This window comes from Nonomuraea sp. NPDC051941 (assembly GCF_044593615.1).
In genome coordinates, this window is sequence record NZ_JBIUCF010000017.1 from 234,337 (window position 1) to 249,507 (window position 15,171).

Consider the following 15,171-nt stretch of genomic DNA (forward strand, 5'->3'; position numbering starts at 1 on the left):
AACCCGAGATCATGTCTGCCCCGAAGGAACGCAACGTCGCCGACATCAGGCGCGCGTTGCTGGAGATGAAGGTCCGCCAGCGCGTGGCGGAGAAGGCCGAGCGGGAGCGCATCGTCGCCGTCCCGCGTACGGGCAAGATGGCCATCGCCGAGCAGCAGCGGTTCCTGTGGTTCCTGCACCAGATGGTCGCGGGCGCACCGGTCTACAACGTGCCGTTCGCGATGCGCGTGCGCGGGCCGCTCAACGTGGCCGCCCTCTCCGAGGCGCTGCGCGGGATAGTCGCGCGGCACGAGAGCCTGCGCACCCGGTTCGGCGACGAGCACGGCGTGCCCTTCCAGACCGTCGATCCGCCGCCCGAGACATGGGACCTGCCGGTGACCGACGGGACCGAGGAGTCCGTCCAGGACTGGATCGACGGGCAGGTGCGCGAGGAGTTCGACCTGCGCAACAGCCCGCCGTACCGGTTCGCCCTGCTGCGCCTGGGCCCTGAGGACCACGTGCTGTCCATCGTCTGGCATCACATCGTCATCGACGGATGGTCCTCGCGCCAGTTCGCCGAGGAGCTGACGGCCCGCTACACCGATCCGAGCGGCGCGGAGTTCCCCCCGCTGGCCCTTCAGCCCGCCGACTTCGCGGCGTGGCAGCGGCTCTGGCTGCTCAGTGAGGAACCGGCCAAGCAGGTCGAACACTGGCGCTCCGCACTGGACGGGATGGAGCCGCTGGAGCTGCGCGCCGACCGGCAGCGCCCGTCGGCGCCCACCGGGGCCGGCCGTATCTACGAGACCCGCCTGCCCGAGGATCTCGCACGGGGGATCCGCGATCTGGCGCGGGCCGAGAACGTCTCCCTGCTCGCCCTGACGATGGCCGGGTACCAGATCGTGCTGAACCGCTACACCGGCCAGCACGACATCGCGCTCGGGTCGGTCCTGTCCGGCCGGACGCGCTCGGAGACCGAACCCATGATGGGGTTCTTCGCCAACACGGTGGCGGTCCGCGGCGACCTCGAGGGCAATCCCGTGTTCCGTGACCTGGCGCAGGCCACCAACGACACCATCCTGGAGGCGATGGCCCGCCAGGACGTGCCGTTCGGCCGCATGGTGGAGGAGCTCAAACCGGAGCGGCTGCCAGGGCGGAACCCGCTGGTCGCGCACCTGTTCACGCTGCTGCCCGAGCCGATGATCGCGCGCTGGCGCCTGCCCGGCGTGGAGATCGAGATGCTGACCCCGCAACCGGGCACGACCCGATTCGACCTCACGTTCCAGATCAACGACCTGCCGGACGGCGGGCTGGGCGTGTGGATCGAGTACTCCTCCGAGCTGTTCGACCACGAGCGGGTCGAGCGGCTGGTGGAACACTTCGCCACGGTCATGGCCGACGCGCTGTCCAGGCCGGACGCCCGGGTGGACGCGCTGGACATCATGCCCAGCAGCGAATATCTGCGCGTGCTCACCGAATGGAATCCCCCGCCCGGCGAGCACAACGAGCGCCTGCTGCACGAGCTGTTCGCGGCGCGTGTGGCCGAGACGCCCGACGCGGTCGCGATGCGTTTCGCGGACGAGGACCTGACCTACGCGCAGCTGGACGAGCGGTCCAGCCGGCTGGCGCACGCGCTCGTCGAGGAGTTCAAGGTGACGCCCGGGCGCGTGGTCGGGGTACTGCTCGATCGCGGCTTCGATCTGCCGGCCGCCGAACTCGGCGTGCTCAAGGCGGGCGGGGCGTGGCTGCCGCTCGACCCGCAGTATCCGCCGGAGCGGCTGGCCTACCAGCTCGGCGACGCCGACGTGGCGGCGGTGGTGACGACGTCGGATCTCGCCGACCGCGTGCCCGCGGACGTGGGGCGGATCCTGCTGGACACGGACGCGCTCGACGGTCGGCCGGCATCGCCGCCTTCGGTGCGCGTGGCGCGGGAGGACACGGCGTACGTCATCTACACCTCGGGCTCGACCGGCACCCCCAAGGGGGTCATGGTCCCCCACCGGGCGGTGGTGAACTTCTGCACCACCTTCCGGCGGATGTTCTCGGTGACGCCGGACGACCGGATCCTGCAGTTCTCCAACCCAGCCTTCGACGTGAGCGTGTCGGACGTGTTCTCGACGCTGACCGCCGGCGGGACCATCGTCGGCGCGCCGCGCTCCGAACTGCTCGACCCCGAAGCGTTGCAGCGGCTGCTGGCCCGCGAGCGGGTGACGATGGTGGACATCCCGCCCGCCGTGCTGGGGCTGCTCGATCCGTCCGCTCTGGACGATCTGCGGGTGTGCTTCATCGGCATGGAGCCGTTCGGCCCCGATCTGGTCAACCGGTGGCGCAAGCCGGGGCGCGAGTTCCACAACGGATACGGGCCGACGGAGGTCACGGTGACGTGCGTGGACTACCTGTGCCCGCCGGAGCCGCTGGACGGGCCGCCGCCGATCGGCCGGGCGATGGCCAATCAGCGGGCCTACGTCCTGGACAAGGGGCTGCGGCCCGTGCCGGTCGGCGTTCCCGGGGAACTGTTCATGGCGGGCGCCGGTCTGGCCATCGGCTACCTCGGCCGGCCCGACCAGACCGCCGAGAAGTTCCTGCCCGACCCGTTCGCCGTCACTCCGGGCGAGCGCATGTACGCCACCGGCGACCTGGTGCGCTGGAACGCCGACGGCGATCTGGAGTTCCTGGGCCGGGTCGACCGCCAGGTGAAGCTGCGCGGGCTGCGCGTGGAGCTCGGCGAGATCGAGCACGCCATCGAGAGCTTCGACGGCGTGCAGCAGTGCGTCGTGACGGTGCGCGACGCGGGCACGACGTCGGCCTGGCTGGCCGCGTACGTGGTCGGCGGGTTCGAGCCGGACGCGCTGCGCGAACACCTGGCCGGGCGGCTGCCCCTGCACATGGTGCCCACCGACTACGTACAGCTGGAGCAGCTCCCGCTGACCTCGACCGGAAAGGTGGACCACGCGCGGTTGCCCGATCCTCGCCCCGACGGCGAGGCGGGACAGGTCGAGCTGACCACCGAGACGCAGCGCCGGCTGGCCGAGATCTGGCAGGGCCTGCTGAGCCTCGACGCCGGCCGCATCGGAGCGCAGGACAACTTCTTCGTCCTCGGCGGCAACTCCCTGCAGGTGACGCAGATGATCTCGCGGGTGCGCGACACCTTCCAGGTGACGCTCGACCCGCGGCGGCTGTTCAGCTACCCGCTGCTCAGCCAGTTCGCCGCCCAGATCGACGATGCGCAGCGCGCGCTGCTGGGCGAGGACGAGGTGGCGCGGCTGGAGGCCCAGGTCGCCGACCTGCCCGAGGACGAGCTCGATCGGCTGCTGAAGGAGTCGGGCTGATGGCCGGTCCGCCTCCCTCCACGGTGGAGGAGAAACGACACGCGCTGCTGCAACGACGGTTACGGCACAAACGGGAGGAAGCCCTCGCTTCCGCCCCGCCGGAGGGGCGGACGATGTCCCCGCTGGTGCCGCTCAGCCCCGCGGGCGCGAAGCCACCGCTGTTCCTCGTGCACGCGGCGGGCGGATCGGTGGCGCCCTACGCCGCGCTGGCCGCGCTGCTGGGCGACGACCGGCCCGTCCACGCGCTGGAGGATCCGGGCCTGCACGGCGGCACGATCGGGGAACGGCGGCTGCCCGGCCTCGCGGCCACCTATCTGGCCGCGGTCCGCGAGGTCCAGCCCGACGGGCCGCTGCACGTGGGCGGCTGGTCGGTCGGCGGGGCGGTGGCGCTCGAAATGGCGCGCCAGGACGGCGATGTCGCGCTGACGTTCGTGCTCGACACCGCCATCCCGGACGGCTCGCCATCCCGTCCCGGCGACGACGAGCTGAGCGCGTGGTTCGCCGCCGACGTCGCGGCGATGGGCGCCGAGCCGGGCGAGGCCGAGCTGGCCGAGCGGTTCCCGGTGTTCGCCGCGAACGTGCGCGCGCTCCTGGCGTTCCGTCCGTCGCGGGTGGACAGCCGGGTGGTGCTGCTGTCCGCCGAGGACTCGCAGCCAGGACGGCTCGACCGGTGGCGGGCCTACGCCGATGAGATCCAGGTGGTGCGGGGCGACCACTACACCATGCTGCAATCCCCACACATCGAAGCGCTGGCGGAAGCCATGCGCGACAGACTGAGCGAGGTGAGTGTCCGATGATGCCGGCCTTCACGCCGGAGCAGGACGGCTTCCGGGAAGAGGTCTGCAAGCTGCTGTGCGAGGACGCGGTACGCGCCGAGATCGCACAGTCCCGGCGGATGCCGTACGGACAGGAGAGCGGGCTGCTCGACGTGCACCAGCGGCTGGGCAAGCTCGGCTGGCTCGCGGTCAACTGGCCCGAGCGTTACGGCGGAGCGGACGCCACGATCGTCGAGAAGGCGATCCTCACCGAGGAGATGATCCGTCACGGCGTGCCTGACAACGTGCACTCCCTGGGCATCGACATCGTCGGGATGGCCATCCACCTGTTCGGCACGCAGGAGCAGAAGGAACGGCTCCTGCCGCGCCTCGCGCGCGGCGAGATCACGGCCAACGTGCTGTTCAGCGAGCCGGACGTCGGATCCGACCTGGCGTCGCTGGCCACGCGCGCCGAGCCGGACGGCGACGGCTGGCGCCTGTACGGCCGGAAGATCTACAACATGAAGGCGCAGCACAGCGATTTCGCGCTGTGCGCGGCCCGCACGTCGACCGGCCCGGTGAACTTCTTCGGGATCACGCTGTTCCTGGTCCCGCTGCAGAGCATGGGCGTGGTCATCGAGCCGGTGTGGAACCTGTCCGAGGAGCGGTTCGACCTGGTCACGCTCGACGGGATCCGGGTCGGGCGCGAGGACGTGCTCGGCGAGGTCGACGACGGGTGGCAGGTGCTCGGCAAGGTGCTTCCGCTGGAGCGCACCGGGCTGGACCACTCCGCCAAGGCAGAGCGCACGCTGGCCGCGCTGCGCGAGCACGCGCCGCCCGGGTGCGAGCAGCGGCTGGTGCAGCTGGAGACGCGGGTACGCGCGGCGCGGCTGCTGGCCTGGCGGTGCGTGGCCAACCTGCACGACGGGCGGCCCGACGAGGTGCACTCGGCGACCGCCAAGTGGTACACGTCGGAGACGGCCAAGGAAGTGTCGGTGGCGGCGGTCGAGCTGCTCGGGCCGCGGGCGCTGCTGGACGCACGCGATCCCGACGCGATCGCCGAAGGCGTCTTCGACGCCGCGCTCCGGGAGGCTCCGGGGCTCACGCTCGCCCAGGGTTCTTCGGAGATCATGCTGTTCTTTGTCGCCACATCGAAATTGGGGTTGCCGTCATGACCGCAGTGGAGACCACGGCGATCGCCGACTTCTTCGACGAGGATCTGGCGCCGCTGGTGCGGCGGATGGCCGATCGGCCGCGCGCCGAGGGCGGAGGCGACGACAGTCGCGAGATCCGCGCGATGGTGTGGGAGGGGCTGGTCGGGCTCGGCGCGCTCCGCACCTCCGACACCGTACGGCTGGCCGAGCTGCTCGGCTCGGTGCTGTATCAGGGGCCGCTGCTCGACACCCTCACCGCTCGGGAGCTGCTGGGGGACGACGGCCTCGGCCAGGCGCCGGTGGCACTGGCGGTCGCGGCCGAGCCGTGGTCCGACCAGGACGGGGCGATCTCCGCGCGGCGGGCCTTCGTCGGGTTCGCGGCGGAAGTGGACCACTTCGTCGTGGGCGGCGTCGACGACGTCGCCGGACTGCGCCTGGCGCTCGTACGTGCAGGCCATCCGTCCATCACGATGCGGCGGTACGAGGAGACGAGCCGCGGCGAGGCGTACGAGGTCGAGTTCGCGGGAACGCCCGTGGCCGCGCGGGCCGGCTCCGCCGCCGAGTGGGAGGCGGCGCTGGCCGGCGCGCGGGTGCGCCAGGCGGCGTACCTGGTGGGCCTTGCCCAGGCGGCGCTCGATCACGCCGTCGACCACGCCAGGACGCGCCGCCAGTTCGGCCAGCCCATCGGCAAGTTCCAGGGGCCGGCGTTCCGGCTCAGCGAGCTGTCGATGCACATCGACGCGACGCGCCTGCTGGTGCACGACCGCGACGCGGCCGCGCACGCGGCGGCCAACCTCGCGGCGGCCTCGGATCTGGCCCGCACCGTCACGACGCGGACCATGCAGATCCACGGTGCCGCCGGCATGCGGTCCGACAACGACGCGCAGTTGTACTACAGGCGCGCGGCGGCCGAATCGGTGCGGCTCGGCACGCCGTCCCAGCTGCGCCGCGAAAGCCGGAGGACGTGATGACGGCGGCCGGGAAGCCTGCGGAAGACGACGTGGCGCAGGAGTAGACCGATGGACCTGGTGATACAGAAGTACGGCGGAACATCACTGGGTGACGTGAGCAAGATCAGTCACGCGGCGAAGCGCATAGCCGCCGCGGACGGGTCCGTGGTCGCCGTGGTCTCCGCGATGGGCAGCGCCACCGACACCATGCTCGACCTGGCGCGTAACCTCACGGCCACGCCACACGCCCGGGAGCTGGACCTCCTGCTCAGCACCGGTGAGCAGGCCTCCGCGGCCGCGCTCGCCCTGGCGCTGCACGAACTGGGCGTGCCTGCCCGGTCGTTCAGCGCGCGGGACGGCGGCATCATCACCGACGGAGTGCACGGCTGCGCACGCATCGTCAGCGTCGACCCGGTGCGGATCCGCGAATGCGTCGCGACCGGCCATGTCCCTGTGGTGACCGGTTTCCAGGGCATCGCCGCGGACAGCGGCGAGCTCACCACGCTGAGCCGAGGCGGCTCCGACACCACCGCCGTGGCCCTGGCCGCGGCGCTGCGGGCCGAGGCGTGCGAGATATTCACCGACGTCGAGGGCGTGTTCACCGCCGATCCGCGACTCATCGCCGACGCCCGCAAACTGGACCATCTCTCCTACGAGGACATGGCCGAGCTGGCCGCCGGCGGCGCCACGGTGCTCGCGCATTCCAGCGTGCAGTACGCCAGCACCCATCGCGTCCCCGTTCACGTCCGATCCAGCACGACCGAGACGGCCGGCACCTGGGTGACCGGCCTGCGCTCGGCCGCACCGCTCGACGGCGAGCGGTTCACCGCCGTCGGCGTCGCCCACCGGACCGGTCAGCTCCGCTGCCGGCTCGACGGAGTCGACCCCACCGCCCTGACCGCGATCGCCGCCGCGCTGGCCGATCCGCTGCTGCACGTGGACCTGCTCGGCTTCGCCGACACCCCGTGTTCGCTGCGGTTCGTCGTGAACGCCGCCGACCGGGACCAGGTCGACGGGGTGCTCGCCGACCTGCGCGACGCCTTCACCGGATGCCGTTGGTCCGGGCCTGTGGGGAAGGTGTCGTTGGTGGGCCGCGGGTTCCGTACCCGCCATCCCCTGGTGGGGCTCCTTCTCGACACGCTCAAGGCCCATGGCGTCGCGGTGCGGGACATGAGCGTCCATGCCCGGCGGATCTCCATCACCTGCGCCGAGCACGACGTACTCGACGCGGTGACGCACCTTCACCGGATGTTCCTCGACCCGACTCCCGCGAAAGGGATGTGAAATGAGCGAAGCATCGTCGCACGCGACTGGAAGGGTGGAGAGCAGATTCCAGTCCCGGCAGTTCTGGCAGCTCACCGTCATCTGCGGCACCCAGTTCCTGGTCGCCCTTGACTATTCGATCATCAACGTCGCCGCCCCGAGCATTCGCGAGGGCATGGAATTCACCGGAGGCGGCCTCGCCTGGGTTCTTTCCGCCTATCCCCTCGCTTTCTGCGGCTTCCTCCTCCTCGGGGGAAGGATCGCCGATCTGTTCGGGAGAAAGCGGGTGTTCATCTGGAGCATGGCCGGCTTCGTTCTCGCTTCGCTCCTTGCGGGCCTCGCCTGGTCGCCGGCGGCTCTCATCGCGGGCCGCGCCTTGCAGGGGGTCGCCGCCGCGTTCATCGCCCCGGCGGGTCTGGGGCTGCTCCAGGCGGCCGTCCCGGAAGGAGCGCAACGCGAACGCGCTCTCGGCATCTACGGGTCGGCGCTGTCGGCTGGGTTCGTCTCCGGCATGGTGCTCGGGGGCGTTCTCACCGAGTACGCCGGCTGGCGGTCCGTCTTCCTGATCAACGTGCCCATCGTCCTGGTCGCCGGTCTGCTCGCGAGGGCCTATCTCGATGAGAGCCGGGATACGCACGCATCCCGCCATCTCGATCTCATCGGGGTCGCCTTGGCGACCACGGGCATGGTCGCGCTGGTGTTCGCCCTCACCGACGGGGAGAAGTACGGCTGGCTGTCGGCTCCGATCATCCTCTCCGCCGGGATCGCGGTGCCTGCCGTGGCCCTGTTCGTCTGGGTGGAGTCGCGGAAGGACAGCGCCCTCGTGCCGATCTCCATCTTCCGCACCTCCGCCATCGGCGCGGCCAACCTGGTCAACGTCCTGCTGATCTGCTCCTACGGCGGAATGCTGTTCATTCTCACCCTCTACCTTCAGACGCATCTCGGTCTGGGCGCGCTCACGACCGGATTGACGTTCGCGGTCTCAGGCGCGATCGCGATCGTCACCGGAATCTACGCGGGCAGGCTGGTCGAGCGCTTCGGGCTTTACCGCGTTCTCCTTTCCGGAATCGTCATCGAGACGTTCGGCATTCTGATCATGGTGGGCCTGCCGGAAGGCTACGGACTCGCTCTCGTCCTGATCGGCACCTCGGTGAACGCCTTCGGCCACATCCTCGCGCTGATCACGACCAGCATCGCCGGCACGAACGGGGCCGACGAGGGGCGGCGGGCCACGGCCGGCGCTCTGATCAACGTCTCCCAGCAGCTGGGGCTGGCCGTGGGCGTCGGAGTCGTGACGTCGGTGGCGGCCCACTTCGCCAGGGTCACCGGTGGAAGCGATGCCGTCCTCGCGGGCTGGCGCTGGTCTCTCTGGTGCTCGGTCGGATTCGCGGTCGCGGCGGTCATCACGACCGTCCTTCTCCGGAGACGCTTCAAGGGAGAGGTCACGTAGATCGGACTCCCGGTGCGCCCTGGCCCGCGAGCAAGAACCATATATACTACTTATAATGGTTACTTTTGCTTCCAAGGCCCGGTCACCCTGGCAGGACGCCCACTTCATCGGCGGCCACCCGGTCCTGGACCTCACGAACACCGTCTTCGATCGCACACATCCGGCCGAGGACGGCGAGCTGCTGAAAGCACCCTCGGACGTCTTGACGTGGTGCGCGTCCGCGGGGTTGTTCGAGGAGGTGCCGTCCTTGACGGAGGCGTCCGCGAGCGGCCTCGTGCCGGAGGTTCAGGCCGTTCGCGAACAGGCGTGGGCCGTGTTCAGCGCGGTCGCGCACGGCGAGGCGGTGCCGGCCGAACCTTTCGGCGCGCTTCTCGAACGGGCCGGTACGGGCGTACGGGCCGAGCAGGTCCAGCAGATCGATGCCGCGCTCGACCGCTTCACCGTGGACTGGACGGCGCCGGGAGCGATCCCCGCGGCCTTGTCCTTGCTGGTGGTCCAGGCGCTGTTCACCCTTCCGCGCGACCGGATCAGGGCCTGCGGGAGATGCGGTTGGCTGTTCCTGGATTCCTCGCGGGGCGGACGCCGCCGCTGGTGCAGCATGAACATCTGCGGCAATCGCGAGAAGGCGCGCCGCCACCGGCAGGGCCGAACGCACCACTGATCGCTTCTCGCGTCATCCGGCGGCGCGGAGCTTGCGCCGCATGATCGGCCGATCGCCACGCGGGCGGGCCACCTCGGAGAATCCGGCGCCGAGGAAGGCGCTGGCTATCCCGGTCATCGCCGTGTCCGCGCCCGCGCGTTTGCCGTCGCGAGGTTCGATCGGATAGCCCTCGGCGGTCGGGTAACCCGCGGAGGCCGCGTACTCGCAGACGGCTTCGAGAATGTCCGGCAGCAGCCCGGAGCCGCGATGCTTTCTCTGCACGAAGATGCACGTGATCGCGCAGACCGGCTCGTCGTCGACGTTCGCGAGCAGCGGCGAACGCTCAAGTCTCGGGAACGACGAACGCGGCCCGAGCGAGCACCATGCCACCGGCGTGTCGTTCTCGTAGACGACGACGCCGGGCACCGGATCGTGCTGGGCGAGACGCCTCATGGCCTGCTTGTTTCCCGCGCCCTTTCCTTCCGTCCACTCCGCGATGGACAGCCGCCAGTGCATGCACCAGCACCCGCGGGCACCTCCGTTCGTCCCGAGAACCGCCTCGAAGTCGTCCCAGGTCTTCTCGGACAGCTCTTTGACCGTCAGGGTATTCATCGCCGCACCGCCGATCTGGCTCGAATAACCGATATAACGCTTTTATAGGTTACTATAGAAGAGCATGGCCGCGGGGATCAGGAGACCGATCCGCCGGCCGCCCTTGAGGTCGCTCGACACCGCGACCGGCGGCCGGACCACCGAAGAACGGTTAGCGACGACGGAGGGCCGATACGTGGCCGAAGAAGACGTCCTGGACATGCTCGAAGCCGAGGCGATCCACGTGCTGCGCGAGGTCGCCGGGGCCTTTCGCCGGCCGGTGTTGCTGTATTCGATCGGCAAGGACTCCTCGGTGCTGCTGCACCTGGCGACCAAGGCGTTCGCGCCCGGCCGGATGCCGTTTCCCGTGCTGCACATCGACACCCGCTGGAAGTTCCGCGAGATGATCGCCTTCCGGGATGACACGGCCAGGCGGCTGGAGCTCGACCTGCGGGTGCACACCAACCCGGAGCGGGTCACGCCGTTCACCCACGGCGCGCACGAGTACACGCGGATCATGAAGACCGTCGCGCTGCGCCAGGCGCTCGACGACAGCGGGTTCGACGCGGCGATCGGCGGCGCGCGGCGCGACGAGGAGCGGTCGCGGGCGAAGGAAAGGATCTTCTCGCTGCGCGAGCCCGGGCACCGCTGGGAGCCGCGCTCGCAGCGGCCGGAGTTCTGGTGGTGGGCGAACACCGAGCTGGCCGACGGCCAGTCGATGCGGGTGTTCCCGCTGTCGAACTGGACGGAGCTGGACGTCTGGCGCTACATCAGGCGGGAGGGCATCCCCGTGGTGCCGCTGTACTTCAGCGCACCACGCCCGGTCGTCGAGCGGAACGGATCGCTGATCATGGTGGACGACGAGCGCTTCCCGCTGTCGCCCGGCGAACGTCCGCTGCTGCGCCAGGTACGCTTCCGCACCCTCGGCTGCTACCCGCTCACCGCGGCCGTCGAGTCGAAGGCCGAGAACCTCGACGAGGTCATCGACGAGATGCGGCTCGACCGGAGGTCCGAACGCGCCGGCCGGCTCATCGACGGCGAGGGCGGCACATCCATAGAGAGCAAGAAGTCGGAGGGGTACTTCTGATGATTTCAGTGCTTCGAGTGGTCGCCTGTGGCTCGGTCGACGACGGCAAGTCCACCCTCATCGGCCGGCTGCTCGCCAACACCGGCAGCGCCACCGAGGACCGGCTCGACTACGCGCGGCGGACCAGGCGCGGCGGTTCCACGATTCCGGCCGGAGCGGTCGACTATTCGCTGCTGACCGACGGGTTGGAGGCGGAGCACGAGCAGGGCATCACCATCGACGTCGCCCACCTCTTCCTGGACCTGCCGTCCGGGCGCCGGGTGATCATCGCCGACGCGCCGGGACACGAGCAGTACACCCGCAACATGGCGGTCGCGGCCTCCACCGCGGACGTCGCCGTGTTACTCGTCGACGCCACCAAAGGGGTCCGCGAGCAGACCCATCGGCACCTGGCGATCTGCGCGCTGATGGGCGTGCGGGCCGTCATCGCGGTGGTCAACAAGCTCGACGCGGTGGGCTACGACCGGGCGGTGTTCGACCGGCTCGCGAGCGAGGTGCTGTCGGCGGCGAACGGCCTCGACATGGCGGCGAGCGTGATCCCGGCCAGCGCACTCGATGGGGACAACGTCGTCGACCCGTCGCCGAACCTGCCCTGGTACGACGGGCCGACGCTGCTCGGCGCGCTGTCCGCCTGGGAGCCGCCCGGCCCGCCGCGACCGGACGGCGCCGACGGCTACCGGCTGCCCGTCCAGTACGTGATCCGGGCGGACGACTTCCGTGGTTTCGCGGGCACGGTGGTCGGCGGCCCGGTCCGACCGGGCGACACCGTCGCGGTCGCCGGCAGCGGCATCGAGTCGAGGATCGACCGGGTGCTCGGCCCCGGCGGCGGCGACCTCGACCGGGCCTCCCCCGGCACCCCGGTGACGGTGACGCTGGCCGGTGACGTCGACGTCCGTCGCGGTGACCTGCTGACCACGCCGGCCGCCCTCGGCGACGGGCTCTCCCCGGCCTCGGCGTACTCCGCCACGATGGTCTGGACCGCCGAGGAGCCGGTGCGGCACGGCCGCTCCTACCTGCTGCTGGCCGGGTCGCGGACCGTGCCCGCCGTGGTCACGACCGTGCGCGGCCGGATGGACGTGGTGTCCGGCAAGCAGTTCGCCGCGCGTACGCTCGGCCTCAACGACATCGGCACGGTCGAGCTGACGACCGACACCCCGATCTGCCTGGACGGCTACCGGACGTGCCGGGACACGGGCAGCTTCCTGCTCGTGGACCGGGTCAGCAAGGAGACCGTGGCGGCCGGCATGGTCCGGCACGCGCTGCGGCGCGGCCGCAACGTCGTTCCGCACGCCTACACCGTCGACCGCGACGCCAGGCAGCGGCTGAAGGGGCAGCGGGCCAAGGTGCTGTGGCTGACCGGCCTGCCGGGCGCCGGCAAGTCGACGATCGCCAACGCGCTGGAGCGGCGGCTCCACGCCATGGGACTGCACACGTACGTGCTCGACGGCGACAACGTCCGAAGCGGGCTGAACAAGGACCTCGGGTTCACCCCGGAGGATCGCGCGGAGAACGTGCGCCGGGTCGCCGAGCTGGCCCGCATCCTGCTGGACGCCGGGCTGATCGTGATCGTCGCGCTGGTCTCGCCGTTCCGGACGGATCGGGCGGTGGCCAAGAGCCTGTTCCAGCCGGGCGACTTCGCCGAGGTCTGGGTGGACACCCCGGCCGAGGTGTGCGCGCGCCGGGACCCGAAGGGCCTGTACGCCCAGGCGAAGGCCGGCACGCTGCCGAACCTGACCGGCCTCGGCCAGGCCTACGAGCCGCCGGAGTACGCCGACCTGGTGGTCGACGGCGCCGGTTCGCTCGATGACGCGACAGACGAGCTGTGCGCCCTGCTGCGTGATTGAGCCCGCTCGGGCAGCTCAGCCGCCACAGGCACCTTCAGAGCCCTTCCGGCCTTGCTAGATTGCGGCCTTGTCCAGAATGGCGGCCACCTCATCGGCCCTGAACAGGAACCCCACGTGTGACGTGTCCAGCGTGTGCACCTCGTACGGGTTGCCGGGCGTCAGGGCGTCCGCTTCGGCGATCAGCCGGTCCTGCATGGCGATCGGGAGGGATCGGTCGCCGGTGAGGCGGATGTAGGTGCGGGCGATCGTGCCCCAGGTGCCGGCCTGGACGCGGGCGTCGGCCGTCATCACCGCGATCGATTCGTCCGGCTGCAGGATGTTGAGGAAGGCACGGAACCGCTCGTCGCTGACGTCCGCCATGGTCGCGGCCTTGAGCGCGTCGAGCAGCTCCACGTCCGCGGTGCGGTAATTGGCCCGGCCGACGCCGAGCTGAGCGGGGTCGCCGACGTTGAACGCGGCCAGCGGGCCCATCAGGTTGTCGGCGAACTCGGGCTCCTGCATGTACTCGATCGGGTTGGAGCGCTGCACGCACGACCAGGCGGAGATGTAGACGAGCCGGTTCACCAGCTCGGGGATCGCGTTGCCCACGCCGGTGATGGTCACGCCGCCGAGGCTGGCCGCCACCAGCACCACGGGCCCGTGCTCCGCCACGCGTCGGACCACGTCGACGACCGTGTCGACGTTGTGCTGCAGGGTGACCCCGGCCAGCGTGGACGGTTCGACCGCCCACGCGTCGAGGTCCTGGGGGGCCTGGTAGGCGAGCGGGTACTGCGCGTCGAGGCCATGTCCCGGCAGATCGACGGCGAAGCTGCGGTGACCGAGCAACGCCAGCTCGCGCTGGACGGGAGCCCACATGAAAGAACTGGCGCCGGAGCCGTGGACCAGCACGAACGTAGGAGACGACGAGCGGTTGGAATTTGATCTCATGAAGAACAGTCCGTTTCGATGGAAGGCACGGCGAACATGCCTGCATTGCCGAAGGCGGCGTGCGGCTGCCGGGCGAGAACACGGCAGGACAAGCCCTGAATTGACCTCCTCCCCCTCGTAAACAAGGGGGATTCCAACCGTCGCCGGTTGACCTTCCTGCTTCACCGCCGGTCGCCCGCCCGAGAGGACTCTCGTGAGGTCTTACACCAGCTCCACAGGCGTTTCAGCTCTCCGCCAGCCCGGCGGCGAGCACATTCTTCGCACCGTTGACGTCCCGGTCGTGGACCGCGCCGCAGCCGCAGGTCCATTCCCGGACGTTCAACGGCATCGCCTCTTGCAGGCTCCCGCAGGCCGAGCACAGCTTGGAGGAAGGGAACCAGCGATCCACCGCCACCAGCGTGCGCCCGTAACAAGCCGCCTTGTACTCCAGCATCGCCCGCAGGTCGCGCCAGGCCGCATCCGAGATGGCGCGGGCCAGCGAGCGGTTCTTGACCATGTTGCGGACGGTGAGATCCTCGATCACGACCGTTTGGTTCTCACGGACGAGCCGAGTCGAAAGCTTGTGCAGGAAGTCACGCCGCCGGTCGGCGATCCGGGCGTACACCTTCGCCACGCGCAGCCGGGCCCTGGCCCGGTTGTTCGATCCCTTCTCCTTACGGGCGAGCGATCGCTGAGCGCGGGCCAGCTTGCGCCGGTCGGCACGCTCGTGACGCGGGTTGACGATCTTCTCACCGGTCGAGAGCGTGGCCAGCACCGTGATACCCGCGTCCACGCCCACCAACGCCTCGACCGGCGGCAACGGCGAGACCTTCTCCTCCACCAGAAGGGACACGAACCACCGCCCGGCCGCGTCCCTCGACACCGTGACCGTGGACGGCTCGGCCCCCTCGGGCAGCGGACGCGACCACACGATGTCCAGCGGCGCATCCATCTTCGCCAGAAAGAGCCGGCCCTGGCGCCAGCGGAACGCCGAGCGGGTGTATTCCGCGCTCGCGCGTGCCTTCTTCTTGCTCTTGAAGGTCGGGTACTTCGCCCTGCGCGCGAAGAAGTTCGCGAACGCCGCTTGGAGGTGGCGCAGTGCCTGCTGCAACGGCACCGACGACACCTCGGCCAGGAACGCCAGCTCGGGCGCCTTCTTCCACGCTGTCAGCGCGGCGGAGGACTCCACGTAGGAGACCCGTTTGCCTTCCAGGGTGTAGGCGCGG

11 protein-coding genes and 1 pseudogene are annotated in these 15,171 nt (G+C 70.2%); 9 read left to right on the forward strand and 3 right to left on the reverse strand.

Annotated features, from left to right (window positions below):
* The first annotated feature begins 11 nt into the window (after window positions 1-11).
* Genes ACIHFD_RS28480 through ACIHFD_RS28510 form a run of 7 tightly spaced genes read left to right on the forward strand, consistent with a single transcriptional unit; the run spans window position 12 to window position 9,538 of the window.
* Window positions 12-3,305, forward strand: coding sequence for an amino acid adenylation domain-containing protein (locus ACIHFD_RS28480; RefSeq protein ID WP_397369454.1), 3,294 nt, complete (start codon window positions 12-14; stop codon window positions 3,303-3,305).
* The gene (locus ACIHFD_RS28485; protein WP_397369455.1) at window positions 3,305-4,102 is read left to right on the forward strand and encodes an alpha/beta fold hydrolase; all 798 of its coding nucleotides are present in this window, start codon (window positions 3,305-3,307) and stop codon (window positions 4,100-4,102) included. The genes ACIHFD_RS28480 and ACIHFD_RS28485 overlap by 1 nt, the downstream gene beginning before the upstream one ends.
* Window positions 4,099-5,235, forward strand: a complete 1,137-nt coding sequence (locus ACIHFD_RS28490; RefSeq protein WP_397369456.1) for an acyl-CoA dehydrogenase family protein — start codon at window positions 4,099-4,101, stop codon at window positions 5,233-5,235. Before ACIHFD_RS28485 ends, ACIHFD_RS28490 begins: the two co-directional genes overlap by 4 nt.
* Window positions 5,232-6,182 carry an acyl-CoA dehydrogenase family protein gene (locus tag ACIHFD_RS28495; RefSeq protein WP_397369457.1) on the forward strand — a complete coding sequence of 317 codons (951 nt, stop codon included), beginning with the start codon at window positions 5,232-5,234 and terminating at the stop codon, window positions 6,180-6,182. Before ACIHFD_RS28490 ends, ACIHFD_RS28495 begins: the two co-directional genes overlap by 4 nt.
* A gap of 51 nt (window positions 6,183-6,233) precedes the next feature.
* Entirely contained in the window at window positions 6,234-7,448 is a 1,215-nt protein-coding gene (locus tag ACIHFD_RS28500) for an aspartate kinase (protein WP_397369458.1), read from the forward strand.
* Between the two features lies 1 nt (window position 7,449).
* On the forward strand, window positions 7,450-8,877 hold the full coding sequence (locus ACIHFD_RS28505) for an MFS transporter (protein WP_397369459.1): 1,428 nt from the start codon (window positions 7,450-7,452) through the stop codon (window positions 8,875-8,877).
* A 55-nt stretch (window positions 8,878-8,932) separates the two neighbouring features.
* Complete coding sequence (locus ACIHFD_RS28510; RefSeq protein WP_363964623.1) at window positions 8,933-9,538, forward strand: CGNR zinc finger domain-containing protein; 606 nt, start codon at window positions 8,933-8,935, stop codon at window positions 9,536-9,538.
* 12 nt (window positions 9,539-9,550) lie between these two features.
* Here ACIHFD_RS28510 and ACIHFD_RS28515 read toward each other — a convergent pair whose 3' ends face one another.
* Window positions 9,551-10,129, reverse strand: coding sequence for a GNAT family N-acetyltransferase (locus ACIHFD_RS28515; protein WP_397369460.1), 579 nt, complete (start codon window positions 10,127-10,129; stop codon window positions 9,551-9,553).
* A gap of 175 nt (window positions 10,130-10,304) precedes the next feature.
* Here ACIHFD_RS28515 and cysD point away from each other — a divergent pair, with 175 nt between their 5' ends.
* Together cysD and cysC are read left to right on the forward strand one after the other, a co-directional pair.
* The gene (gene cysD / locus ACIHFD_RS28520) at window positions 10,305-11,195 is read left to right on the forward strand and encodes a sulfate adenylyltransferase subunit CysD (protein ID WP_350734951.1); all 891 of its coding nucleotides are present in this window, start codon (window positions 10,305-10,307) and stop codon (window positions 11,193-11,195) included.
* Entirely contained in the window at window positions 11,195-13,039 is a 1,845-nt protein-coding gene (cysC, locus tag ACIHFD_RS28525) for an adenylyl-sulfate kinase (protein WP_397369461.1), read from the forward strand. Before cysD ends, cysC begins: the two co-directional genes overlap by 1 nt.
* A gap of 54 nt (window positions 13,040-13,093) precedes the next feature.
* Here the strand turns inward: cysC and ACIHFD_RS28530 are convergent, their stop codons facing one another.
* The gene (locus tag ACIHFD_RS28530; RefSeq protein WP_397369465.1) at window positions 13,094-13,966 is read right to left on the reverse strand and encodes an alpha/beta hydrolase; all 873 of its coding nucleotides are present in this window, start codon (window positions 13,964-13,966) and stop codon (window positions 13,094-13,096) included.
* 126 nt (window positions 13,967-14,092) lie between these two features.
* Window positions 14,093-15,171 (reverse strand): annotated as a pseudogene (locus ACIHFD_RS28535) (RNA-guided endonuclease InsQ/TnpB family protein); the annotation flags it as partial.